General features: G+C 68.4%; 18 protein-coding genes. 5 read left to right on the top strand and 13 right to left on the bottom strand.

The genetic code is table 11. The features are described 5' to 3' along the window. Window positions 1–25: 25 nt before the first annotated feature. Window positions 26–1,246 (bottom strand): MFS transporter, encoded by a 1,221-nt coding sequence (locus ADE01S_RS09705; RefSeq protein WP_062681485.1) that lies wholly within the window; start codon window positions 1,244–1,246, stop codon window positions 26–28. A gap of 175 nt (window positions 1,247–1,421) precedes the next feature. On the opposite strand from ADE01S_RS09705, the gene ADE01S_RS09700 reads away from it, so the two are divergent. Next, window positions 1,422–2,369: a LysR family transcriptional regulator gene (locus tag ADE01S_RS09700; RefSeq protein ID WP_062681484.1), complete on the top strand. Its 948-nt coding sequence runs from the start codon at window positions 1,422–1,424 to the stop codon at window positions 2,367–2,369. A gap of 81 nt (window positions 2,370–2,450) precedes the next feature. Here ADE01S_RS09700 and trxB read toward each other — a convergent pair whose 3' ends face one another. The 10 genes from trxB to ADE01S_RS09650 form a co-directional block, all read right to left on the bottom strand. Continuing rightward, a complete protein-coding gene (gene trxB / locus ADE01S_RS09695) occupies window positions 2,451–3,416 on the bottom strand; it encodes a thioredoxin-disulfide reductase (RefSeq protein WP_062681483.1) in 966 nt (321 codons plus the stop codon). Next, a complete protein-coding gene (locus ADE01S_RS09690; protein ID WP_062681482.1) occupies window positions 3,413–4,429 on the bottom strand; it encodes a Bug family tripartite tricarboxylate transporter substrate binding protein in 1,017 nt (338 codons plus the stop codon). The genes trxB and ADE01S_RS09690 overlap by 4 nt, the downstream gene beginning before the upstream one ends. A gap of 39 nt (window positions 4,430–4,468) precedes the next feature. Beyond that, on the bottom strand, window positions 4,469–5,701 hold the full coding sequence (locus ADE01S_RS09685) for a CaiB/BaiF CoA transferase family protein (RefSeq protein WP_062681481.1): 1,233 nt from the start codon (window positions 5,699–5,701) through the stop codon (window positions 4,469–4,471). A gap of 58 nt (window positions 5,702–5,759) precedes the next feature. Next, complete coding sequence (locus ADE01S_RS09680; RefSeq protein ID WP_062681480.1) at window positions 5,760–6,338, bottom strand: UGSC family (seleno)protein; 579 nt, start codon at window positions 6,336–6,338, stop codon at window positions 5,760–5,762. Between the two features lie 33 nt (window positions 6,339–6,371). Further along, on the bottom strand, window positions 6,372–7,487 hold the full coding sequence (locus tag ADE01S_RS09675) for a hypothetical protein (RefSeq protein WP_062681479.1): 1,116 nt from the start codon (window positions 7,485–7,487) through the stop codon (window positions 6,372–6,374). A gap of 207 nt (window positions 7,488–7,694) precedes the next feature. After that, a complete protein-coding gene (locus ADE01S_RS09670; protein WP_062681478.1) occupies window positions 7,695–9,707 on the bottom strand; it encodes an acetyl/propionyl/methylcrotonyl-CoA carboxylase subunit alpha in 2,013 nt (670 codons plus the stop codon). A 56-nt stretch (window positions 9,708–9,763) separates the two neighbouring features. Continuing rightward, the gene (locus tag ADE01S_RS09665) at window positions 9,764–11,371 is read right to left on the bottom strand and encodes a carboxyl transferase domain-containing protein (RefSeq protein ID WP_062681477.1); all 1,608 of its coding nucleotides are present in this window, start codon (window positions 11,369–11,371) and stop codon (window positions 9,764–9,766) included. Window positions 11,372–11,595: 224 nt separating this feature from the next. Continuing rightward, the gene (locus tag ADE01S_RS09660) at window positions 11,596–12,777 is read right to left on the bottom strand and encodes an acetyl-CoA C-acetyltransferase (protein WP_062681476.1); all 1,182 of its coding nucleotides are present in this window, start codon (window positions 12,775–12,777) and stop codon (window positions 11,596–11,598) included. Between the two features lie 33 nt (window positions 12,778–12,810). Continuing rightward, entirely contained in the window at window positions 12,811–14,694 is a 1,884-nt protein-coding gene (aceK, locus tag ADE01S_RS09655) for a bifunctional isocitrate dehydrogenase kinase/phosphatase (RefSeq protein WP_062681475.1), read from the bottom strand. A gap of 14 nt (window positions 14,695–14,708) precedes the next feature. Next, the gene (locus tag ADE01S_RS09650) at window positions 14,709–15,887 is read right to left on the bottom strand and encodes an isovaleryl-CoA dehydrogenase (protein ID WP_062681474.1); all 1,179 of its coding nucleotides are present in this window, start codon (window positions 15,885–15,887) and stop codon (window positions 14,709–14,711) included. Between the two features lie 247 nt (window positions 15,888–16,134). Here ADE01S_RS09650 and ADE01S_RS09645 point away from each other — a divergent pair, with 247 nt between their 5' ends. Next, a complete protein-coding gene (locus ADE01S_RS09645; protein WP_062681473.1) occupies window positions 16,135–17,313 on the top strand; it encodes a M20 aminoacylase family protein in 1,179 nt (392 codons plus the stop codon). A 58-nt stretch (window positions 17,314–17,371) separates the two neighbouring features. Then, complete coding sequence (locus ADE01S_RS09640) at window positions 17,372–18,340, top strand: Bug family tripartite tricarboxylate transporter substrate binding protein (RefSeq protein WP_062681472.1); 969 nt, start codon at window positions 17,372–17,374, stop codon at window positions 18,338–18,340. 39 nt (window positions 18,341–18,379) lie between these two features. Here ADE01S_RS09640 and ADE01S_RS09635 read toward each other — a convergent pair whose 3' ends face one another. Beyond that, entirely contained in the window at window positions 18,380–18,760 is a 381-nt protein-coding gene (locus tag ADE01S_RS09635) for a MerR family transcriptional regulator (protein WP_062681471.1), read from the bottom strand. A gap of 73 nt (window positions 18,761–18,833) precedes the next feature. On the opposite strand from ADE01S_RS09635, the gene ADE01S_RS09630 reads away from it, so the two are divergent. After that, window positions 18,834–19,901 (top strand): MBL fold metallo-hydrolase, encoded by a 1,068-nt coding sequence (locus ADE01S_RS09630; RefSeq protein ID WP_062681470.1) that lies wholly within the window; start codon window positions 18,834–18,836, stop codon window positions 19,899–19,901. Window positions 19,902–19,947: 46 nt separating this feature from the next. On the opposite strand, the gene ADE01S_RS09625 is transcribed toward ADE01S_RS09630, so the two are convergent. Beyond that, window positions 19,948–20,574: a LysE family translocator gene (locus tag ADE01S_RS09625; protein WP_062681469.1), complete on the bottom strand. Its 627-nt coding sequence runs from the start codon at window positions 20,572–20,574 to the stop codon at window positions 19,948–19,950. 134 nt (window positions 20,575–20,708) lie between these two features. Here ADE01S_RS09625 and ADE01S_RS09620 point away from each other — a divergent pair, with 134 nt between their 5' ends. Continuing rightward, a complete protein-coding gene (locus ADE01S_RS09620; protein ID WP_075873199.1) occupies window positions 20,709–21,440 on the top strand; it encodes a nitroreductase in 732 nt (243 codons plus the stop codon). Window positions 21,441–21,604 lie beyond the last annotated feature (164 nt).

The following is a 21,604-nucleotide window of genomic DNA, read 5'->3' as shown; positions in this document are numbered from 1 at the left end:
TCTCGTCCGGCGAGGCGCGGCCGGGTCAGGCCGGGGTCAATGAGCGCAGCTTGCGCAGTTCCGGGAACCACCACATCCACAGCCCCGCCACCGCCACGGTGCCCACGCCGCCGATCACCACGGCCGGCACGGCGCCGACCAGCGCGGCCAGCATGCCGGACTCGAATTCGCCGAGCTGGTTGGAAGCGCTGACGAACAGCGTGTTCACCGCGCTGACTCGGCCCAGCATATGGTCGGGCGTATTCAGCTGCACCAGCGAGGACCGCACCACCACGCTGATGGCATCGGCCGCGCCCAGCACCACCAGCGCGGCTACCGACAGCGGGATCGAGGTGGACAGGCCGAACACCGTGGTGGCCACGCCGAAGAGCAGCAGCGCGCCGAACAGCAGCCGTCCCACGTGCTCGCCCAGGGTCAGCCGGGCCAGCGTCAGGGACATGAGCATCGCGCCGCAGGCGGGGGCGGCGCGCAGCGCGCCCAGCGCCCAGGGACCGGCCTGCAGGATGTCCTTGGCGAAGATGGGCAGCAGCGCCGTGGCCCCGCCCAGCAGCACGGCGAACAGGTCCAGCGACAGCGTGCCCAGCAGCAGGCGGCGCTGGAAGATGAAGGTGATGCCCGCGAACAGCGTGCGCCAGGTGGTGGGCTCCTTGCGCGGGGGCGCGCGGTCCACGGCCATGCTGGCGATGGAGGCGAAGGCCGTCAGGTACAGCGCGGCGGCCACGCAGTAGATCCAGCCCGCGCCCAGGCCGTAGCCGACGCCGCCCAGCGCGGGCCCGGCGATCTGCGCGATCTGCCCGCCCGAGGACGACAGCGCGGTGGCGCGCGGCAGCCAGGCGCGCGGCACGATGGCGGGAATCAGGGTGGTGAGCGTGGGCGCCTCGAAGGCGCGCGCCGAGCTCATGACGATGAGCGTGACGTAGATCAGCGGCCGCCCGCCCAGGCCGTGCAGCGCGGCCAGGGCCAGCGTCAGCGTCGCGAGGGCCTCGATGGCCATGCAGATGGCCACGATCCGGCGGCGGTCGTAGCGGTCGGCCACGTGGCCCACCACCAGCGTCAGCACGGCCATGGGCAGGAACTGCGCCAGCCCGATCAGGCCCAGGTCCAGCGCGCTGCCGGACAGTTCGTAGACCTGCCAGCCCACCGCCACCGAGACGATCTGGAAGGCCAGCGAAGCGCCCACGCGGGCGCACAGGAAATGCAGGAAGGCGGGGCGGGAAAGCGGACTGGGGGAGTCGGGGGCGGGCATGGAGGGGTGGACGGGCGGGGCGCGCGGCAGGCGCCGGAACCGGCATTCTAGGGACAATTCGCTGACGGGAAACTAAGAGGGTCCGAGCGCCGGGGTTTTCATTTATGCGCGAAATGCTGGGCAGGCGTATATATTTTCGTTTTCCGCATTAGCGCCTTCGAGGGGCATATCCGCCATGGCCACCCTTCCCGATCTCAGTTCCCGCGAGCTGCAGGCGATCTGCATGGTCGCCGAATGCGGCAGCTTCGTGGCCGCGGCCTTGACGATGAACATCTCGCAGCCCGCGCTGACGCGCACGGTGCAGCGCGTGGAAAAGGCCCTGGGCGTGGAACTGTTCCATCGTTCCACGCGGCGCGTCGAGACCACGGCGGCGGGCCAGGAGTTCGTGTCGCTGGCGAACCGCGTGCTGTCGGACCTGCGCATTTCGTTCGAGAACATGCGCGAGATCTCCGATGAGCAGCGCGGCCGCAGCATCGTGTCCGCGGTGATGTCGGTGGCCTATACGCAGCTGCCGGGCATCGTGGCCCGGTACCGGGAATCGCGGCCCCGCATCGAACTGCAGATCCGCGAAGGCGTGCATGGCACGGTGCTGGACGACGTGCGCAGCGGCGTGGCCGACATGGGGATTACCTACATTGACGAGGTGCCGGGCGAATTCTCGGTCGTGTCGCTGGGCCGCGAGGTCTTCCATGTGGTGATGCCGCGCAAGCATCCGCTATCCACGCAGGCGGGTTTGACGCTGGAGCAGCTGGCGCCGTACGCGCTGGTTTCGCTGCCCCGGGAGGCGCAGACGCGGCGCCTGATCGATAGCCACGCCTCGATCGCCGGCGTGCCGTTGCGGCACGCGGTCACCGTGAGCCAGTTCGCGACGGTGATGCAATGCGTATGGGCGGGCGTGGGGATCGCCATCGTTCCCGGCGGCGCGGTGCCGGCCGCGTTGAGCGCGGACCTGGTGGCGCGGCCGCTGACCCGGCCGGCGCTCAGCCAGGCCATCGGCGTGGTGTATCTCAAGGAGCGCGGCCTGACGCCCAGCAGCAGCGGCTTCCTGGCGCAGTTGCGCAGCGACTGGGTGCAAGCCGTTCCCGTCGCGCGCGGTCGCCGCGGGCGGCGCGACGGGGCCTGACCGTTCTCTTTTTTTTCAGGCGTCATCGGCCGCCGGAGCGGCGCCGAGGCCCAGGCCCGTCGGAAATGCGCGCGCAGCCGGTCAGGCGGAGGCCTGTTCCAGGAAGCGCTGCGCATCCAGCGCCGCCATGCAGCCGCTGCCTGCGCTGGTGATGGCCTGGCGATACACGTGGTCCTGCACGTCGCCGGCGGCGAACACGCCGCTTACGCTGGTCATGGTGGCCAGCCCCCTGCGGCCTGCCCGCGTCACGATGTAGCCATCTTCGAGCTCCAGCTGGCCTTGGAACAGTTCGGTGCTGGGCCGATGGCCGATGGCCACGAAGCAGCCGCTGACTTCCAGGTCCGCGCGGGTATCGTCGGCCAGGTTGCGGATACGCACGCCGGTGACGCCGGAATCGTCGCCCAGCACGTCCTCCAGCACGCTGCGCAGGCGCAATCGGATCTGCCCCTGCTCCACCTTGGCGGCCAGCTTGTCCAGCATGATGGGTTCGGCGCGGAAGGTGTCGCGCCGATGAACCAGGGTGACGGTGCGCGCAATGTTGGACAGGTACAGCGCTTCTTCCACCGCCGTATTGCCGCCGCCCACCACGCACACGTCGCGACCGCGATGAAAGAAGCCGTCGCAGGTGGCGCAGCCGGATACGCCGCGGCCCATGTAGGCCTGTTCGGACGCGAGGCCCAGATACCGCGCGACCGCTCCCGTGGCCACGATCAGCGCATCGCAGGTATAGGCGGCGCGTTCGCCGCGCAGCACGAAGGGCCTGCGCGACAGGTCCACGCTCTGCACGTGGTCGGCGATGACGTCGGTGCCGAAGCGCAGCGCATGATCCTGGAAGCGCTGCATGAGCTCCGGGCCCTGCACGCCGGCCGCATCGGCGGGCCAGTTGTCCACGTCGGTCGTCGTCATGAGCTGGCCGCCCTGCGCCATGCCGGCGATCAGCACCGGACTGAGGTTGGCGCGGGCGGCATAGACGGCGGCGGCGTATCCGGCCGGGCCGGACCCGAGAATGAGGACCCGCGCGTGGCGCGGCGTTTCGGCGGCGCTCATTGCAGGCGGATCCCGGCGCGTTGCACGATCTCGGCGTAGCGCTTGGCTTCGCTGCGGCAATAGGCATCGAACTGTTCGGGCGTGTCGCCCACCGGCATGGCTTGCGAGTCGGCCAGGCGGGTTCGCACGTCCGGCTGTCGCAGCACGCCGCTCACCGTCTTGTAGAGGGCGGCGATCAGCTCGGGCGGTGTCTGCGCCGGCGCCCACATGCCGTACCAGGTGGTCAGGTTCACGTCCGGATAACCCAGTTCGGCGAAGGTCGGCACGTCGGGCAGCGCCTCCACGCGCTGCGCGGAAGTAACCGCCAGCGCGCGCAGCTTGCCGCCCTTGACCAGGCTGATCGAGGACGGCATCGAATCCAGCATATAGGTGACCTGGCCGCCCACCACGTCCGTGAGCGCGGGCGCGCTGCCCTTGTACGGGATGTGGGTAACGTCGAGTTTGGCCGCGGCCTTGAAGACCTCGCCGGCCAGATGGCCGGGCGTGCCGTTGCTGGATGACGCGAAATTGTGCCGGCCGGGTTGCGAGCGCACCAGCTCGATCAGCTCTGCCACGGAGCGCACCGGCGAGTTGGCGCTGATCACCAGCTGGATCGGCGTGGACGCGAGATTGGTGATTCCGCGGAAGTCCCTGAGCGGATCGTGCGACATATTCGCGTAGAGCGCGGGATTGACCAGCTGGCCGGAGACGTTGATCAGCAGCACATAGCCGTCCGGGGCCGCCTTGGCCACCATGTCGGCGCCTATCATGCCGCTGGCGCCCGGCCGGTTGTCGATGACGACGGATTGCCCTAGCTTGTCGGCCAGCGTCGTCGCGACGATGCGGCCGACGATGTCGGTCGGGCCGCCGGGCGGATAGGGAATGACGACGCGCAACGGCTTGGATGGATAGCCGGCGGCGGCGAAAGCCCTGGCGCCGCCGCCCAGCGCGCCCAGGGTGGCGCCGGCCGCGCCGATCAGCAGGCGGCGCCTGCGCGGGTTGCATGATGCCTCTGCTCGAATGCGTGGTTCCATGGTTTGTCTCCCTTGTCGCTTTCTTGTGTAGGGCACAGCTCAGGGGCCGACCGCGATCGCGCCATTGCGTCGCAGTTCGGCCAGCGCCCGCGGCGCCAGTCCCAGCACGTCGCGCAGGACCGGTTCCGTATGGGCGCCCAATACCGGCGGCGCGCTGCGGTACTCCACGGGCGTCGCCGATAAATGCAGGGGGTTGCCGACCAGCTCGGCGCAGCCCGTTTGCGCGCCGGGCATCGGCACGCGCATGCCGCGTTGCAGGACCTGGGGGTCGGCGAATACTTGTTCCAGGCCGTTTATCGGGCCGCAGGGCACTGCCAATGCTTCCAGTTCGCGCAGCCAGTGCGCGCTGGGTTCGAGCGCCATCCGCGCCTGGATCTGGGGGATCAGCGTGTCGCGCGAGGCCAGGCGCGCGGTGTTGGTGGCGTAGCGCGGATCGTCGGACAGCTCGGGGCGGCCGATGGCGCCGCAGAAGCGGCGGAACTGCGCGTCGTTGCCGACCGTCACGATGACGTGGCCATCGCGGGTGGCGAAGTCCTGGTACGGCACGATGTTCGGGTGCGCATTGCCCAGGCGTTCCGGCTCGCGCCCGCTGGCCAGGAAATTCATGGCCTGGTTGGCCAGCGCGGCCACCTGCACGTCCAGCAGGGCCACGTCCACGTGCTGGCCTTCGCCCGTGCGGTCGCGATGCGCCAGCGCGGCCTGGATGCCGGCGGTGGCGTACAGGCCCGTCAGGATGTCCGTCAGCGCCACGCCCACTTTCAGCGGCCCGGCGCCGGGCTGCCCGTCGCCGCGGCCGGTGATGCTCATCAGGCCGCCCATGCCCTGGATCAGGAAGTCATAGCCCGGGCGCGCGGCGTAGGGGCCGTCCTGGCCGAAGCCGGTGATGGAGCAGTACACCAGCCCGGGATGCCGAAGCCTGAGCGTGTCGTAGTCCAGCCCGTAGGCCCGCAGCCCGCCCACTTTGAAGTTCTCGATCAGCACGTCGCATTGCGCCGCCAGCGCGGCCACCAACCGCTGCCCGTCGAGTGTGGCGATGTCCACGGCGACGGACTTCTTGTTGCGGTTGGCGCCGGCGAAGTAGGCCGATTGCGCCACCTCGCCCCATTGCGGATCGCTGATCCACGGCGGGCCCCAGGCGCGCGTGTCGTCGCCCTGGCCGGGCCGTTCGATCTTGATGACCTCCGCGCCGAGGTCCGCCAGCAGCTGGCTCGCCCAGGGGCCTGCCAGCACGCGCGAAAGGTCCAGCACCCGCAGGTGCGACAGTGCGCCCATCGTTCCCCTCCCCGTGTCGGCGCGCCGCATGGCGCGCCGTCGCGACGCCATGCGGCCGCTATTGCAGTTCCACGCGCACCTGCAGCGGCGCCTTGGTGCCCAGCCACACCTGCTGCGCCTGCTCCTTGATCTGGGCGACGCGCTGCGCCACTTCCTCGGCCGTGATGGAGCTGACCGGATGCGCGATCACGACGGGCTCCAGCGCTTTCATGCCGATGGCCTGCCGGGTCAGTTCGGTTTCGCGCGCGAATTCGGTGGTGATGATGACGGCGCTGGGCACGCCCAATCGTTCCAACGCGATCGAGTCGCGCACGCAGGCCGAGCAGCACGAGCCGCAGTCGCCGATGGCGGTCAGCACGATGTCGTTTTCGGCCGCGATGCGCTCGATGAGGTCGGGCGCGGCGTCCTTGGAGAAGCTGTGCTTGACGTAGTAGTTGACCTGGGCGAATGCGATGTCTTCGCCCAACGCGGCCGCCGCGCCGCGCAGCAGCTTGTTGGCGTTCCACTTGGAGTTGTCGAGGATGCCCAGCCGCAGCCCGGCCAGGGTTTTCTTGCGCGCCGATACCGGCGTGTCCTCGAAGCGCAGCGCGCCGCGCGGGTCGAACACCGCGACTTTTTCACCGTTGTTCATCTGCATGTCATTGCTCCTGGTTGTCGTGTCCGCGACGCCTCAAATGGCGCAGGCGCCGCTCGTGCAATCGCCGGCTCCGGCGGCGCTGGCGCCGTCGACCGCGCGCAGCACCGGCGTGCTCATGTGCCCCCAGCCCGGGATCAGCACGGAAAAGCGGCCGGCCTCGCCGCCCATCACGAACAGATGGATGTGGTCGGGGCTGTGCACGATGGGGATGCGGGTGTCGTCCTCGCGCTTGTAATACTTGGGCAGGTTGCGGTTGTAGACCTTGCCGTAGCGATGGCCGTAGGCCAGGTCGATGAAGCGGTTGCCGTGGTTGGCGTACAGGTAGTTGCGCACGTCGGCGCGCGACCAGCCGTGCTTGCCGATGGTCTCGGCATGCTCCAGGCCCAGCACCACGGCGATATGGCCGCCCAGCACGGCGCTGTTGGACGCGATGGTGCTCATGGCGGAGCACATGGTGTCGAGGATGCCCTCGGGGTCGTTCGAAATGTGGTTGGTCACGCTGTGCGGCGCTTCGGCGGCCATCGCGAAGACGGTCGAGTCCTCGGGTTTGTAGCCGTGCTCCACGTGGTACGGCGCCAGGGGGCTTTGCAGCTCGTTTTCGCAGACGCAGTAGGTGTACTTGCCGGGATGCCCCAGCGTGCTCTTGTCCAGGTCCCCGGGCCAGCCGCCGCCCACGTTCAGCATGATCAGGCGCAGCGCCCGGCCGATGGTGGCGTTGGCGCGGTTGCCCGAACCGAAGGCGTTGACGCCGCCGTTCATGCCGATCTCCCGGGCGATCGGCCCGTTGACCACCAGCAGGGGCGAGGCCACGTGCGTGGTCGCTTGCACGCCGTTGAGATTGAAGGCCTGGTCGGTAATGGCCTTTACGCCCGCCAGCACCACCGGCGCGTATTCGGGCTTGCAGCCGGCCATCACCATGTTGATGGCCAGGACCTCGCGGGTCAGTTCGCCCCAGCGCGGCGCCACGCGGGCCTCCACGAAGCCGGCGTCTCCGCCCAGCCGTTCCACGATCTCGTCGATCTTCTGCCGCGTCGGCGGCACCACCGGCAGGCCGTCGGTGAAGCCCCGCTCGTAGTAGTACTCCACCAGGTCCACGCCGGCCGGAACCATGCCTGTCGGCGACGCGTTAGTCTGCAGAACCGCGCTCATCGGAATCTCCTCGTTGCTGTCGGATGACGTTGCGAAGAGCATAGGAGTCGCGCGCTATTTATAACAAGAACAATCTATTACGATAAATGATTGCGAAAAACGCATAAATAAGCGTATGCGTGGCGCGCAAATGGATCGGGGCGGCCCGCAGGCCACCCCGATCCATTCCAGCGGCGCAAGGCGACGCCGCGCGCGAGAGGTGCCGGGCTATTCGCCGATCGCCACCAGTTCCGCGCCTTCCGTGACCTGGTCGCCCACGGCATAGAACACTTCCGTGACCGTGCCGTCGGCCGGCGCGGAGATGGTGTGTTCCATCTTCATGGCTTCCATGACCAGCAGGGGCTGGCCCTTCTCCACGGTGTCGCCGGCCTTGACCGAGATCGAGATGATCTTGCCCGGCATGGGCGCGGTCAGGCCGCCGCCGTGCTCGCCTTGCGTGTCCTGCGAGTGCGTCAGCGGATCGTAGAGCTCCAGCGCGTGCGAGCCGGCGTCGGTGAAGACGTGGGCGCGGTCGGCGTGCAGCACGACGGTGCCGGCGCTTTCGTGGCCGTCCAGCGTGATGCGCAGGCCGAAGGAGAGGTTGGGGTTGGCGCTGGCGTGGGCACGCCATTGGAAAGCCTGCGGACCGTTGCCGCAGTCCAGCGTCCAGGCCGAGCCGTCACGCGCGATGAGCGCCTTGCGGGTTTCGCCGTTGTCCACCCATTGCAGTTCGCGATGGTAGCGGCCGCCCAGGCGCCAGCCGTCGCGGGCGTCCCAGGGATCGCCGCCGGCCTTGCCCGGCGCGCCCAGGCCCTGGCGCACCAGCACCGCGGCGCTGGCCAGGGCCAGCACGGCGGCGTCGGCGGGCTGGGGTTCGGGCAGCAGCGTGGCGCGTTGGCGTTCGATCAGGCCGGTGTCCAGGTCGGCGGCGGCGAAGGCGCTGTCCTTCATGAGCCGCGACAAGAACGCGACGTTGGTCTGCACGCCCACCGCCTGGGTCTGCGCCAGCGCTTGCAGCATGCGGGCGCGGGCCTGGTCGCGGTCGGCGCCATGCACGATGAGCTTGGCGATCATGGGATCGTAGTAGGGCGTGATCGTGTCGCCCATGCGCACGCCGCCGTCGACGCGAATGTCGCCGTTGACGAAGGCGGTGTGCGCCGGCAGGCCCAGGTAGGCGAGCGTGCCGATGGACGGCAGGAAGCCCTTCTCGGGGTTCTCGGCGTAGATGCGGGCCTCGATGGCGTGGCCGGTGATGCGCAGGTCTTCCTGGCGCGCCGGCAGTGGCTGGCCGGCGGCCACGCGCAACTGCCATTCCACCAGGTCGTGTCCCGTGATCATTTCGGTGACCGGGTGCTCGACCTGCAGGCGCGTGTTCATTTCCATGAAGTAGAAGCGGCCGTCGGGCTCGGCGATGAATTCCACCGTGCCCGCGCCCACGTAGCCCACGGCTCGGGCGGCGGCCACGGCGGCCTCGCCCATGGCGCGGCGGCGCTCATCGGTCATGCCGGGCGCGGGGGCTTCTTCGATCACTTTCTGATGGCGGCGCTGCACCGAGCAGTCGCGTTCGAACAGGTAGACGCAATTGCCCTGCGTGTCCGCGAACACCTGGATCTCGATGTGGCGGGGCTTTTGCAGGTAGCGTTCGATCAGCACGCGGTCGTCGCCGAAGCTGGAGGCGGCTTCGCGCTGGCACGAGGCCAGCGCGTCGAGGAAGGCGCCGGACGATTCCACCACGCGCATGCCCTTGCCGCCGCCGCCGGCGCTGGCCTTGATCAGCACGGGGTAGCCGATGGCATCGGCCTGCTCTTTCAGGAACTGCGGATCCTGGTTGTCGCCGTGGTAGCCGGGCACCAGCGGCACGCCGGCCTTCTCCATCAGGGCCTTGGCGGCGGACTTGCTGCCCATGGCGGCGATGGCCGACGCCGGCGGGCCGACGAAGGCGATGCCGGCGTTGGTGGCGGCCCGGGCGAAGGCTTCGTTTTCGGACAGGAAACCGTAGCCGGGGTGAATGGCCTGCGCGCCCGTATCGCGCGCGGCCTGCAGGATGGCGTCGGCGCGCAGGTAAGTGGCGCGCGGCTCGGCGCCGCCGATATGGACGGCCTGGTCGCAGGCGGCGACGTGGCGGGCGTTGGCGTCGGCGTCGGAATACACCGCGACGGTGCGGATGCCCATGCGGCGGGCGGTGGCGGCCACGCGGCAGGCGATTTCGCCGCGGTTGGCAATCAGCAAAGTGTCGAACATGGATGTCATCCAGGCTGAAATTATTCTTGGGCTGCGGTGTGGGCGGCTGCGCCGGCCTACATCCGGAACACACCGAACTTGGTGTCTTCGATGGGCGCGTTCAGCGCGGCCGACAGCGCCAGGCCCAGCACGCGGCGCGTGTCGGACGGCGCGATGATGCCGTCGTCCCACAGGCGCGCCGTGGCGTAGTAGGGATGGCCTTCGTGTTCGTACTGTTCGCGGATGGGCGCCTTGAACGCGGCCTCTTCGTCCGCCGACCACTGGCCGCCGCGGGCTTCGATGCCGTCGCGCTTGACGGTGGCCAGCACGCTGGCCGCCTGCTCGCCGCCCATGACGGAAATGCGCGCGTTGGGCCACATGAACAGCATGCGCGGGGAATAGGCGCGGCCGCACATGCCGTAGTTGCCGGCGCCGAACGAGCCGCCGATCAGCACGGTGAACTTCGGCACCGCGGCCGTGGCCACCGCCGTCACCATCTTGGCGCCGTGGCGGGCGATGCCTTCGTTTTCGTACTTGCGGCCCACCATGAAGCCGGTGATGTTCTGCAGGAAGACCAGCGGGATCTTGCGCTGGGCGCAGAGTTCGATGAAGTGCGCGCCCTTCTGCGCGGACTCCGAGAACAGGATGCCGTTGTTGGCGACGATGCCCACGGGCATGCCGTGGATGTGGGCGAAGCCGGTCACCAGCGTGGGGCCGAAGCGCGCCTTGAATTCGTCGAATTCGGAGCCGTCCACGATGCGCGCGATGACTTCGCGCACGTCGTAGGGCTTGCGGGTGTCGGCGGGAATGATGCCGTTCAGTTCGCTGGGGGCGTAGCGCGGTTCGCGCACCGGCACGGTGGCCAGCGGCTGCGGCTTCTTGCGGTTCAGGCGCGCGACCGCGTTGCGCGCCAGCTGCAGCGCGTGCATGTCGTTGGCGGCCAGGTGGTCCGCCACGCCGGACAGGCGGGTGTGCACGTCGCCGCCGCCCAGGTCCTCGGCGCTGACTTCCTCGCCCGTGGCGGCCTTCACCAAGGGCGGGCCGCCCAGGAAGATGGTGCCCTGGTTCTTGACGATGATGGACTCGTCGCTCATGGCGGGCACGTAGGCGCCGCCGGCGGTGCAGGAGCCCATCACCACGGCGATCTGCGAGATGCCCTGCGAGGACATCTGCGCCTGGTTGTAGAAGATGCGGCCGAAGTGCTCGCGGTCGGGGAAGACCTCGTCCTGCTGCGGCAGGTTGGCGCCGCCCGAATCCACCAGGTAGACGCAGGGCAGGTGGTTCTGCGCGGCGATCTCTTGCGCGCGCAGGTGCTTCTTGACCGTCATCGGATAGTAGGTGCCGCCCTTGACGGTGGCGTCATTGCAGACGATCACGCACTCCGTGCCCGCCACGCGCCCGATGCCGGTGATGACGCCGGCGCCGGGGGCTTCGCCGCCATACATGCCATGGGCCGCCATCGGTGACAGTTCCAGGAAGGGCGTGCCCGGGTCGATCAGGTGTTCGACGCGCTCGCGCGGCAGCAGCTTGCCGCGCGCCACGTGCTTGGCGCGCGCGGCTTCGCTGCCGCCCAGCGCCGTCTGCGCCAGCTTCTGGTTCAGATCGTCGAGCTGCGCCTGCATGGCCTGCGCATTGTCGGTGTAGTCCTGCGACCGCGTATTGATGCGGGATTCGATGATGGGCATGGGGTTCCACCCGTCCTGCTTGTTGGAGATTTGTAGGCGCGTAGGATGGGTGGAGCGCGAGAGACTGCAGGCAGGAAACCTGATGCTCATCGCGCGTAACCCATCGAACGGTCGTTGTGCTTAAACCGGAACTCGAAAGAATGCGGGGCGTTGCTCGATGGGTTGCGCGCGATCCGGGTTTGGGTTCTTTTGTCGGATTTCGCGCGCTACACCCATCCTACGGGTCAGATCATCTCGATCGCCATCGCCACGGCTTCGCCGCCGCCGATGCACAGCGTGGCCACGCCGCGCTTGCCGCCGGTCTTGCGCAGCGCGCCGACCAGGGTGGCCATCAGGCGGGCGCCGGAGGCGCCGATGGGGTGGCCCAGGGCGGTGGCGCCGCCGTGGACGTTGACCTTTTCATGCGGCAGCTTGAAGTCGGCCATGGCGGCCATGGTGACCACCGCGAAGGCTTCGTTGATTTCGTAGAGGTCCACGTCCTCGGCCTTCCAGCCGGTCTTGGCGAACAGGTTCTTCAGCGCGCCCACGGGGGCGGTGGTGAACCAGTTGGGTTCCTGCGAGTGCTGGCTGTGGGCCACGATGCGGGCCAGCGGCTTGACGCCCAGCTTCTCGGCGGTGGAGGCGCGCATCAGCACCATCGCGGCGGCGCCGTCGGAGATCGAGGAGGAGTTGGCGGCGGTGACCGTGCCGTCCTTCTTGAACGCGGGCTTGAGCGTGGGGATCTTTTCCGGCATGGCCTTGGTGGGGGCCTCGTCGGTGTCGATCACCGTGTCGCCCTTGCGGCCGGCGACCGTCACGGGGGCGATTTCCCACTTGAAGCTGCCGTCTTCCGAGGCGGCGCGGGCGCGGCGCAGCGATTCCAGCGAGAAGGCGTCCTGCTGCTCGCGGGTGAAGGAGTACTTGGCGGCGCAGTCCTCGGCGAACACGCCCATGGCCTTGCCCTTGTCGTAGGCGTCTTCCAGGCCGTCCAGCGCCATGTGGTCGTACACGGTGTTGTGGCCGTAGCGGTAGCCCTGGCGGCCCTTGAGCAGCAGGTACGGCGCGTTGCTCATGCTCTCCTGGCCGCCGGCGACGACGATGTTGGCGGTGCCCGCGGCCAGCAGGTCATGGCCGAACATGGCGGCCTTCAGGCCCGAACCGCACACCTTGTGGATGGTGGTGCAAGCGACGCCCAGCGGCAGGCCGGCGCCCAGCGCCGCCTGGCGCGCCGGGGCCTGGCCCTGGCCTGCCTGCAGCACGTTGCCCATGATGACTTCTTCGACCTGCTCGGGCTTGATGCCCGCGCGTTCCACGGCGGCCTTGATGGCGACCGAGCCCAGTTCGTGCGCGGCCAGGCCGGACAATGCGCCCAGCATGCCGCCCATGGGCGTGCGGGCGACGGAAACGATGACGATGGGATCTGACATGACTAGCTCCTGTGAGGGTCGGGACAGCTCGGGTTACGAGGCCGCGTCGGTGCCCGGCGGGCGTTCGGGACGCAGGCGTCTGTCCGTATCGTAAGGGAAAAATTCTTCAATCCGGCCTTGCGCCACGTGCGTCCGGCACGCCTGCCACCATTCCGGTTCCAGCAGATCGGAATGGTGACGCATGAAGGCGCCGCGCACGCGCGCGTCGCCCAGCAGGAATCGGCCGAATTCTTCCGGAAACACATCGTTCGGGCCGATGGCGTACCAGGGTTCCGCCGCCATTTCCGCCTCCTCGTTGGGAGCGGGCGGAATGCGGCGGAAATTCATTTCCGTCATGCGCTGGATTTCGTCGTAGTCGTAGAACACGACGCGGCCCAGCCGCGTGACGCCGAAGTTCTTGTACAGCATGTCGCCGGGGAAAATATTGGCGGCGGCCAGCTGACGGATGGCGTCGCCGTATTCGCGCACGGCGGGGTCCAGCAGCGCGTCGGATGCCTGTTGCAGGTACAGGTTGAGCGGTGTCATGCGCCGTTCGATGTAGACGTGACGGATGACCACCGTGTCGCCCGATTCTTCGATCAGGCTGGGAACCAGGCGGCGAAGCTCTTCCAGCAAGGCGGGCGCGAAACGGCTGCGCGGCAGCGCCACCTGGGAGTATTCCCAGGTGTCGGCCATGCGGCCCACGCGGTCGTGCAGTTTCACCATCTGGTACTTGCGCCGCACGGTGGCGTGGTCCATGCCGTCCTTGTCGATGCGGTCCTTGATCAGTTTGAAAACGTAGGGGTAGGACGGCAGCGTGAACACGCACATCACCATGCCCTTGATGCCGGGCGCGATGTCGAACGCGTCGCGCGAGTGCGCCAGGTGGTGCAGGAAATCTCGGTAGAACAGCGTCTTGCCCTGCTTCTGCAGGCCGATCATGGTGTAGAGCTCGGCCTTGGGCTTGCGCGGCAGCAGGCTGGACAGGAAATTCACCACCGCCGCCGGCGTTTCCATGTCGACCAGGAAGTAGGCGCGGGTGAAGCTGAACAGGGTGCTGAGGTCGTCCGCGCCCAAGAGCAGCGCGTCCAGCCGCACCTGGCCCGCCGGATTGCGCGTGAGCGCCACGGCGAACGGATACACGGTGGACTGGTTGATCAGGCGGCCGACGATGTAGGCGCCCTTGTTGCGGAAGAACAGCGAGCCCAGCGCGTGGATCTGGCAGTCGCTGGCGATGCGCCGCCCCACATCGCGCGGAAGCTGGGCGCGCAGCTGCTTGATCGCGGCGCGCGCGAGCAGCCGGGTGTCGCGCGGCAGGTCCTCGAAGGGCAGCGCCAGCCCGAAGTCGGCCACCATGCGGATCAGGCTTTTCTGCAGGCCCTCGGCCACGGGGTAGTACACCCGGTACGACGGCTTGTGGCTGTCCAGGTAGTCGGTGGCCACGGCCGGGCGCACGAACAGGAAATCGTTGTGGAAGTAATCGCGGTGCAGGATGCGGCAGGAGACCGAGTTGAAGAAGGTCTCGGCGCATTCGGGCTGGCGGTGGTCGCCCAGCAGGCCCACGTACTCCTGCTTCACTTGCTGCCAGAAGGCCGTTTGCGCGGTGTCCAGCGGCGCGGGCGCGTCGGGGCCGCCGCTACCGTTGGCGCCGGCGCCGTTCGCGCCCAGCGCGGCGCCCGGCCGGCCGCGCAGCGCGCCTTCCAGCTGCGCGGCGCATTCGCGCACCCGCATGTCGTAGTACTCGATGCGCTCGCGCGACAGGTGCTGGATGCCGTGCCAGTCGCCGGATTCGAACAGCGCCTTGGCCCGCTGGGCGCTGTAGCGAAAGAGCGCGTAATGGCGGTCGAAGCCCGCCAGGATCAGCCGCGCGACCTCCAGCGGCGAGGGCCCCGGAGCGGGGGCCTGCTCGATGCGCTGGACGTCGGACGTGCGGATCATGGCGGGCCGATGCGTCAGGCGGTTTCGTTGAACAGTTCGCGGCCGATCAGCATGCGGCGGATTTCGCTGGTGCCGGCGCCGATCTCGTACAGCTTGGCGTCGCGCCACAGGCGGCCCACCGGATACTCGTTGATGTAGCCGTTGCCGCCCAGGATCTGCACGCCCTCGCCCGCCATCCAGGTGGCTTTCTCGGCCGTGTACAGGATCAGCGCGGCGCAGTCCTTGCGCACCTGGCGCACGTGTTCCGCGCCCAGCTTGTCCAGGTTCTTGCCGACCTGGTAGCAGAACGCGCGGCTGGCCTGCAGCGTGGTGTACAGGTCGGCGACCTTGCCCTGGATCAGCTGGAATTCGCCGATGGCCTGGCCGAACTGCTTGCGGTCGTGGATATAGGGCACCACCACGTCCATCACGGCCTGCATGATGCCCAGCGGGCCGCCGGACAGCACGGCGCGTTCGTAGTCCAGGCCGCTCATCAGCACCTTGACGCCGCCGTTGACCTGGCCCAGCACGTTTTCCTCGGGGATTTCGCAGTCCTGGAACACCAGTTCGCCGGTGTGGCTGCCGCGCATGCCCAGCTTGTCCAGCTTCTGCGCCACCGAGAAGCCCTTGAAGCCCTTTTCCACCAGGAAGGCGGTGATGCCGCGCTGGTGGGCCTCGGGATCGGTCTTGGCGTAGACGACCAGGGTGTCGGCGTCAGGGCCGTTGGTGATCCACATCTTGGTGCCGTTGAGCACGTAGCGGTCGCCCTTCTTGTCGGCGCGAAGCTTCATGCTGACGACGTCCGAGCCCGCGCCGGGCTCGCTCATGGCCAGCGCGCCCACGTGTTCGCCGGAGATCAGCTTGGGCAGGTACCTGGCCTTCTGGGCCGCCGTGCCGTTGCGGTTGATCTGGTTCACGCAGAGATTGGAGTGGGCGCCGTAGGACAGGCCGACCGATGCGCTGGCGCGGGAGATTTCCTCCATCACGACCATATGCGCCAGGTAGCCCAGGTTGGCGCCGCCGTATTCCTCGTCGGCCGTCATGCCCAGCACGCCCAGCTCGCCGAATTTGCGCCAGAGATCCATGGGGAACTGGTCGCTGCGGTCGACTTCGGCTGCGCGCGGCGCGATCTCGGCCTGCGCGAAGTTGCGCACGGCGTCGCGCAGCATATCCAGGTCTTCGCCCAAGTCGAAGTTCAGTCCAGGAAGATTCATCGATGTCTCCGTGATAGTGGGTACTTACATTCTTATGGGCGCCCGTGCTCGGCGCCTTGCCGCCGCAGGAGGACTCATGATGCGCCGATCAGCCATCGCTACGCAATGATGCAGTGCAAATATTACGTTTACGTAAACGTAAATTGGAGTCGGGTTATCCCTAGGGGAAACACGCTTACGCAGGGAAGACGGCTGAGTAATATTTGAATCTGTCCCTGAAATTCGGCTTTACCGCGACGGAGTTGCCGTGCTCGAACTATCCAATCTCGAAGAAATTGTGGCGCTGCGGCGCGATATTCACATGCATCCGGAGCTCTGCTACGAAGAGCATCGCACGGCCAGGGTGGTGGCGGACACGCTGCGCGGCTGGGGCATCGAGACGCACACCGGCATCGCCAAGACGGGCGTGGTCGGCGTGATCAGGCGGGGCGCGTCCGACCGCGCCATCATGCTGCGCGCCGACATGGATGCGCTGCCCATGCAGGAAGAGAACCAGTTCGAGCACCGCTCGCGCCACGACGGCAAGATGCACGGCTGCGGCCACGACGGCCACACCGCCATGCTGCTGGCGGCCGCGCAGCACCTGCAGACGGCGGGCGGCTTCGACGGCACCGTCTACCTGTGCTTCCAGCCGGCGGAAGAAGGCGGCGCCGGCGGCCGCGCGATGATCCAGGACGGGCTGTTCACGCGCTTCCCCTGCGAGGCTGTGTTCGGCATGCACAACTGGCCGGGCCTGCCCGCCGGATCGTTCGGCGTGTGCGCCGGCCCGATGATGGCGGCGGCCAATGGCTTCAAGATCACGGTCAAGGGCAAGGGCGGCCATGCCGCCGCCCCGCAGGATTGCAACGACCCGGTGCCCGCGCTGTTCGCCATCGGCCAGTCGCTGCAAACCATCCTCACGCGCAGCAAGCGGCCGCTGGACGCGGCCGTGCTCTCCATCACCCAGGTCCAGGCCGGCGGCAGCGTGATCAACGTCATTCCTAACACGGCCTGGCTGGGCGGCTCGGTGCGCGCCTACAGCACCGACGTGGTCGACCTGATCGAGCGCCGCATGAACGAAATCGCCGGCAGCATCGCGGCGGCGCATGGCTGCGAGGCCGAGGTGTTCTTCGAACGCCGCTACCCGGCGCTGGTCAACACCGTGGCCGAGACCGAGTTCTGCATGGGAGTGATGCGCGAGGTGGTGGGCGAAGACCGCGCGCTCACGATCGAGCCGGCCATGGCGTCGGAGGATTTCGCCTTCCTGCTGCAGGAGAAGCCCGGCTGCTACGTGTTCCTGGGCAACGGCGACGGCGAGCACCGCCTCGCGGGCCATGGACTGGGCCCCTGCATGCTGCACAACGCCAGCTACGACTTCAACGATTCCCTGATTCCGGCGGGCGCCTCGTACTGGGTGCGCCTGGCGCAGCGCTACCTGGCGGCCTGAGCGCCGCGCCCGCCCCGGTTTACCCAACGCAGTGCTACGCAATATCCACTAGGACAATATGAAAAAGACTTTGCTGATCGGGGCCGCGGGGGCGGCCCTGGCAATCATGGCCGGCGGCGCCGCGGCGCAGGACTGGCCGGCGAAACCCGTTACCCTGGTCGTGCCCTACACCGCCGGCGGCAGCGCCGACGCGATCGGGCGCCGCCTGGGCGACGTGCTGCGCAAGGAAGCCAACGCCACCGTCATCGTCGAGAACAAGCCCGGCGCGGGCGCGTCGGTCGGCACGGATTTCGTGGCGCGCGCGCAGCCGGACGGCACCACGCTGCTGCTGGCTTCCACCAGCCCGCTGACGATCTTCCCGCATCTGGCCAAGACCAACTACGACCCGATGAAGGACCTGACGCCGGTGGCCAGCGTGGCGGTCGCGCCCGTCGCCATCGTCGCGACCAAGGCGCTGCCGGTGAAGGACTTCGCCGGCCTGGTCGACTACGCCAAATCGCATCCGGAAGGCGTGCGCTACGGCACGCCGGGCCAGGGCACCGTGGCCCACATCGGCATGGCGGCGGTCACCACCCAGACCGGCACCAAGATGCTGCACGTGCCCTACCGCGGCAACAGCCAGGCGCTGACCGACGGCCTGGGCGGCGTGGTCGAGCTGCTGGTGGTCAATAGCGACGTGGTGCTGCCGCACGTCGCCAGCGGCGCGCTCAAGCCGCTGGCCGTGATGGCGCCGCAGCGCCTGGCCGCCTGGCCGGACGTGCCGACCATGGCCGAGCTGAAACTGCCGCAGGCGCAGTACTACTCGAACTTCGGCGTGTTCGCGCCCGCGAACCTGCCGCCGACCGTGGCGCAGCCGCTGCAGGCGGCGTTGGCGAAGGCCGTGGCCAGCGCCGAATTCCAGGACCTGCTGGCCAAGTCCTACCTGCAGCCGGGCACCGCGTCCGGCGACGCGTTCGTCAAGCAGGTGCAGGCGGAATTCGCGAACAACGCGCGCATCATCAAGGAAGGCAACATCAAGGCCGAGTAAGCGCCCAGCCGGGGGCCCGGCTCGCCGGGCCGCGCGGCTTCAGGGTTTTTGGGCGAGCAGCTCGCGGCATTGCCGCTCCTGCAGGGAGATTTCCTGCAGGGTGTCTTCGATGTCGCGGCGCTGCTGTTCCAGGGTGGCGCGGTGCTGTTGCAGTACGCTCAGGTATTGGCGCAGCTGGACCTCGGTATCGCCGGGCCCGTCGTACATGTCGATCAGGGTCAGGATCTCGGACAGCTGCAGGCCCAGGCGTTTGCCGCGCAGGGCGAGCTTCAGGCGCGTGCGGTCGCGCGGGCCGAAGATGCGATTGCGCCCCTCGCGCGCCGGGCTGACGATCCCCTGGTCTTCATAGAAGCGGATCGTGCGGGGCGTGACGTCGAACTCGCGCGCGAGTTCGGAGATGGTCCAGGTTGACGAGGGCATGCGAGGGGTGGCAGTTTACGTAAACGTAAATTATGATGACTTGACCATAACGTCAAGCGTGGAGCGAGAGGCAATGAATCCCAACGAGCAGAAACTGCAATACCCCTGGGCCGATTTCCAACCCGAGGCCGGCCGCGCGCACGTGGTGGCGGACGGGGTCAAATGGATACGGATGCCTTTGCCGTTCGCGCTGGATCATATCAACCTCTGGCTATTGCGCGACCGCATCGACGGCAAGGACGGCTGGACCATCGTCGATTGCGGCATCTCGCGCGACGAGGTCAAGACTCTGTGGGAACAGGTCTTCGAAAACGAGCTGGAAGGCCTGCCCGTGCTGCGCGTGCTGGTCACCCACATGCACCCCGACCACGTCGGCCTGGCCCACTGGCTGTGCGAACGCTGGAACGCGGGCCTGTGGATGACGATGACCGACTTCATGGTGGCATCGCTGTGGTCTTCGCGCCGCGGCGACGCGGGAGGCGGCCCGGGCGGCCAATCGGCGGTCGACCACTTCGCCCGCCACGGCCTGACCGATCCGGACGCGCAGGAACAGATCCGCCAGCGCGCCAACTACTACCCCAATCTGGTGCCGGCGGTGCCCTCGCGCTACACCCGCATCCTGCACGGCGACCAGGTCCGCATCGGCGGACGCGACTGGCGCGTGATCGTGGGCTACGGGCACGCGCCGGAACATGCGTCGCTGTTTTCGCCCGACCTGTCGGTGCTGATCTCCGGCGACATGGTGCTGCCGCGCATTTCCACGAACGTAAGCGTGTTCGACTACGAGCCGGACGCGAACCCCCTGCCGCTCTACCTGCGCTCGCTGGATCGCTACGACGACCTGCCCGAAGACACGCTGGTGCTGCCCGCGCATGGCCGGCCCTTCAAGGGCCTGCACGAGCGCATCAAGCAGCAGCACGAGCACCACCGCGACCGCCTCGCGGAAGTGCTGGAGGCCTGTGCCGGCCAGCCCCAATCCACGTCGGACATCGTGCCCGTGCTCTTCAAGCGCAAGCTCGACCTGCACCAGCTGACCTTCGCCATGGGCGAGGCGCTGGCGCACCTGCATGCGCTGTATTTTGAAGGCAAGCTCAAGCGCGAACTGGGCGCGGACGGCATCGTGCGGTTCACGTCCGTCTAGGCAATGCCGGCGGAACGGCGCCTGCCCGCGGGCGGCGCCGTCGCCTTTACCGCGACGCAGTCGCCAGGCGCACGGCCAGGCCCACGAACACCAGCGCGGCGATCCGGTTGAGCCAGCGCTTGGCGGTCACCGACCGCTGCAGCAGCTCGCCGAAGGCGCCCGAGAAGAAGGCGATGGCACCGAACACCAGCAGCGTGGAGACCATGAACACGGCGCCCAGCTGCATGGTCTGCACGCCCACGCGCCCGAGCGCCGGCGAGGTGAACTGCGGCAGGAAGGCGAAGAAGAACAGCAGCACCTTCGGATTGGTGAGGTTCATCACGATGCCGCGCCGGTAGAGCGCGCCGGGCTTCATCGGCTCCGGACGCGAGCCCGCGTCGCCGCCGACGGGGGCGCGCAGGATCTGCCACGCCAGGTAGGCCAGGTAGGCGGCGCCCGCCAGCTTGAGCGCGGTGAAGGCCATGGGCGAGGCCGCGAACACGGCGGCCAGCCCGACGGCCACGGCGGCGGTATGGCCCAGCAGGCCCGTGCACAGCCCCAGCACCACGAACATGCCCGCCTTGCGGCCCCAGATGGCCGATTGCATCAGCACGAACAGGTTGTCCGGCCCCGGAGTCAGGGCCAGCAGGACGGCAATGCCGAAGAATGCGATCAGGGTATCGATGGGCAGCATGGGTTTCGCCTGGAACGGATCGGCCGGCCACGGTCGGGCCGGAGATGGCATCATAAAGGCAAAGCCCCGGGGCGCTTGAGCGCCCCATGCGTCCCCCGCGACGTTCCAGGCCCCCGAACATGAGAGACAAGCCCATGCCCCCCACCGCCGCGCAGTCCCGCCCGGAAGACGAAGACCCGACCCGCGCCGACGAGCGCCCCGACGCCGCGCTGGAAGCCTGGCTGATCGCGCGCCACAGCTGCCGCGCCTTCTTGCCCGAGCCAGTGCCGCGCGCCACCATCGCGCGTATCCTCGACCTGGCGCAGCGCACCGCTTCCTGGTGCAACTGCCAGCCCTGGCAGGTGGCGATCACCGAGGGGGCGGGCACCGAGCGGCTGCGCGCCGCGTTGCAGCAGCGCGCCGAGCAGGCGGGCTTTACCCCGGATTTCCCGTTCCCGCGCGAGTACCAGGGCGAATACCTCGCCCGGCGGCGCGAATCGGGCTTTCAGCTCTACGGCGCGGTGGGCGTGGCGCGCGGCGACCGCGAGGCCTACCGCCGCCAGGAAATGCGCAACTTCCAGCTGTTCGACGCGCCGCACGCGGCCATCATCACCACCGACGAGGCGCTGGGCGAGTACGGCGCGATGGATTGCGGCGGCTATGTCGCGAATTTCCTGCTGGCGGCCCAGGCCAACGGCGTGGCGACCGTGGCGCAGGCGTCCCTGGCCATGTACCCGGAAGTGCTGCGCGAGGTGCTGGGCCTGGCCCCGGACCGCCGCGTGGTCTGCGGCATTTCCTTCGGCTACGCCGATACCTCGCATCCCGCCAACAGCTACCGAACCCGTCGCGCGGAGCAGGCCGAGACCGTTAGCTGGGTCATGGATTAGGAACTGGGCTTCGAACTGGCGGATGTCAGGGTTCTTTAGCCGCCGAGGCTGCCCTGCGCCATTCCGATGCTCGCCCCACTGGGGCTGCGCTTCGGATGGCTCCGGGGTCCTCGGCTTACAGCCGCGTCATGCGATGGTTTTGGCCCTGGTTCGTGGGTAGATGT

It is taken from the genome of Achromobacter denitrificans NBRC 15125 (assembly GCF_001571365.1).
Taxonomy (GTDB): Bacteria; Pseudomonadota; Gammaproteobacteria; order Burkholderiales; family Burkholderiaceae_B; genus Achromobacter; species Achromobacter denitrificans.
The sequence above is the reverse complement of the archived record's forward strand: the minus strand, read 5'-3'. Positions and strand labels throughout refer to the sequence as shown.

What these genes read in the sequence shown, in the direction of transcription:
- ADE01S_RS09685 (WP_062681481.1), bottom strand. Translation starts at nt 5,701, where the DNA reads ATGGGCGCACTGTCGCACCTGCGGGTGCTGGACCTTTCGCGCGTGCTG.
- trxB (WP_062681483.1), bottom strand. Translation starts at nt 3,416, where the DNA reads ATGAGCGCCGCCGAAACGCCGCGCCACGCGCGGGTCCTCATTCTCGGG.
- ADE01S_RS09620 (WP_075873199.1), top strand. Translation starts at nt 20,709, where the DNA reads ATGCCCCCCACCGCCGCGCAGTCCCGCCCGGAAGACGAAGACCCGACC.
- ADE01S_RS09700 (WP_062681484.1), top strand. Translation starts at nt 1,422, where the DNA reads ATGGCCACCCTTCCCGATCTCAGTTCCCGCGAGCTGCAGGCGATCTGC.
- ADE01S_RS09675 (WP_062681479.1), bottom strand. Translation starts at nt 7,487, where the DNA reads ATGAGCGCGGTTCTGCAGACTAACGCGTCGCCGACAGGCATGGTTCCG.
- ADE01S_RS09630 (WP_062681470.1), top strand. Translation starts at nt 18,834, where the DNA reads ATGAATCCCAACGAGCAGAAACTGCAATACCCCTGGGCCGATTTCCAA.
- ADE01S_RS09705 (WP_062681485.1), bottom strand. Translation starts at nt 1,246, where the DNA reads ATGCCCGCCCCCGACTCCCCCAGTCCGCTTTCCCGCCCCGCCTTCCTG.
- ADE01S_RS09625 (WP_062681469.1), bottom strand. Translation starts at nt 20,574, where the DNA reads ATGCTGCCCATCGATACCCTGATCGCATTCTTCGGCATTGCCGTCCTG.
- ADE01S_RS09665 (WP_062681477.1), bottom strand. Translation starts at nt 11,371, where the DNA reads ATGCCCATCATCGAATCCCGCATCAATACGCGGTCGCAGGACTACACC.
- aceK (WP_062681475.1), bottom strand. Translation starts at nt 14,694, where the DNA reads ATGATCCGCACGTCCGACGTCCAGCGCATCGAGCAGGCCCCCGCTCCG.
- ADE01S_RS09660 (WP_062681476.1), bottom strand. Translation starts at nt 12,777, where the DNA reads ATGTCAGATCCCATCGTCATCGTTTCCGTCGCCCGCACGCCCATGGGC.
- ADE01S_RS09670 (WP_062681478.1), bottom strand. Translation starts at nt 9,707, where the DNA reads ATGTTCGACACTTTGCTGATTGCCAACCGCGGCGAAATCGCCTGCCGC.
- ADE01S_RS09640 (WP_062681472.1), top strand. Translation starts at nt 17,372, where the DNA reads ATGAAAAAGACTTTGCTGATCGGGGCCGCGGGGGCGGCCCTGGCAATC.
- ADE01S_RS09635 (WP_062681471.1), bottom strand. Translation starts at nt 18,760, where the DNA reads ATGCCCTCGTCAACCTGGACCATCTCCGAACTCGCGCGCGAGTTCGAC.
- ADE01S_RS09690 (WP_062681482.1), bottom strand. Translation starts at nt 4,429, where the DNA reads ATGGAACCACGCATTCGAGCAGAGGCATCATGCAACCCGCGCAGGCGC.
- ADE01S_RS09650 (WP_062681474.1), bottom strand. Translation starts at nt 15,887, where the DNA reads ATGAATCTTCCTGGACTGAACTTCGACTTGGGCGAAGACCTGGATATG.
- ADE01S_RS09680 (WP_062681480.1), bottom strand. Translation starts at nt 6,338, where the DNA reads ATGCAGATGAACAACGGTGAAAAAGTCGCGGTGTTCGACCCGCGCGGC.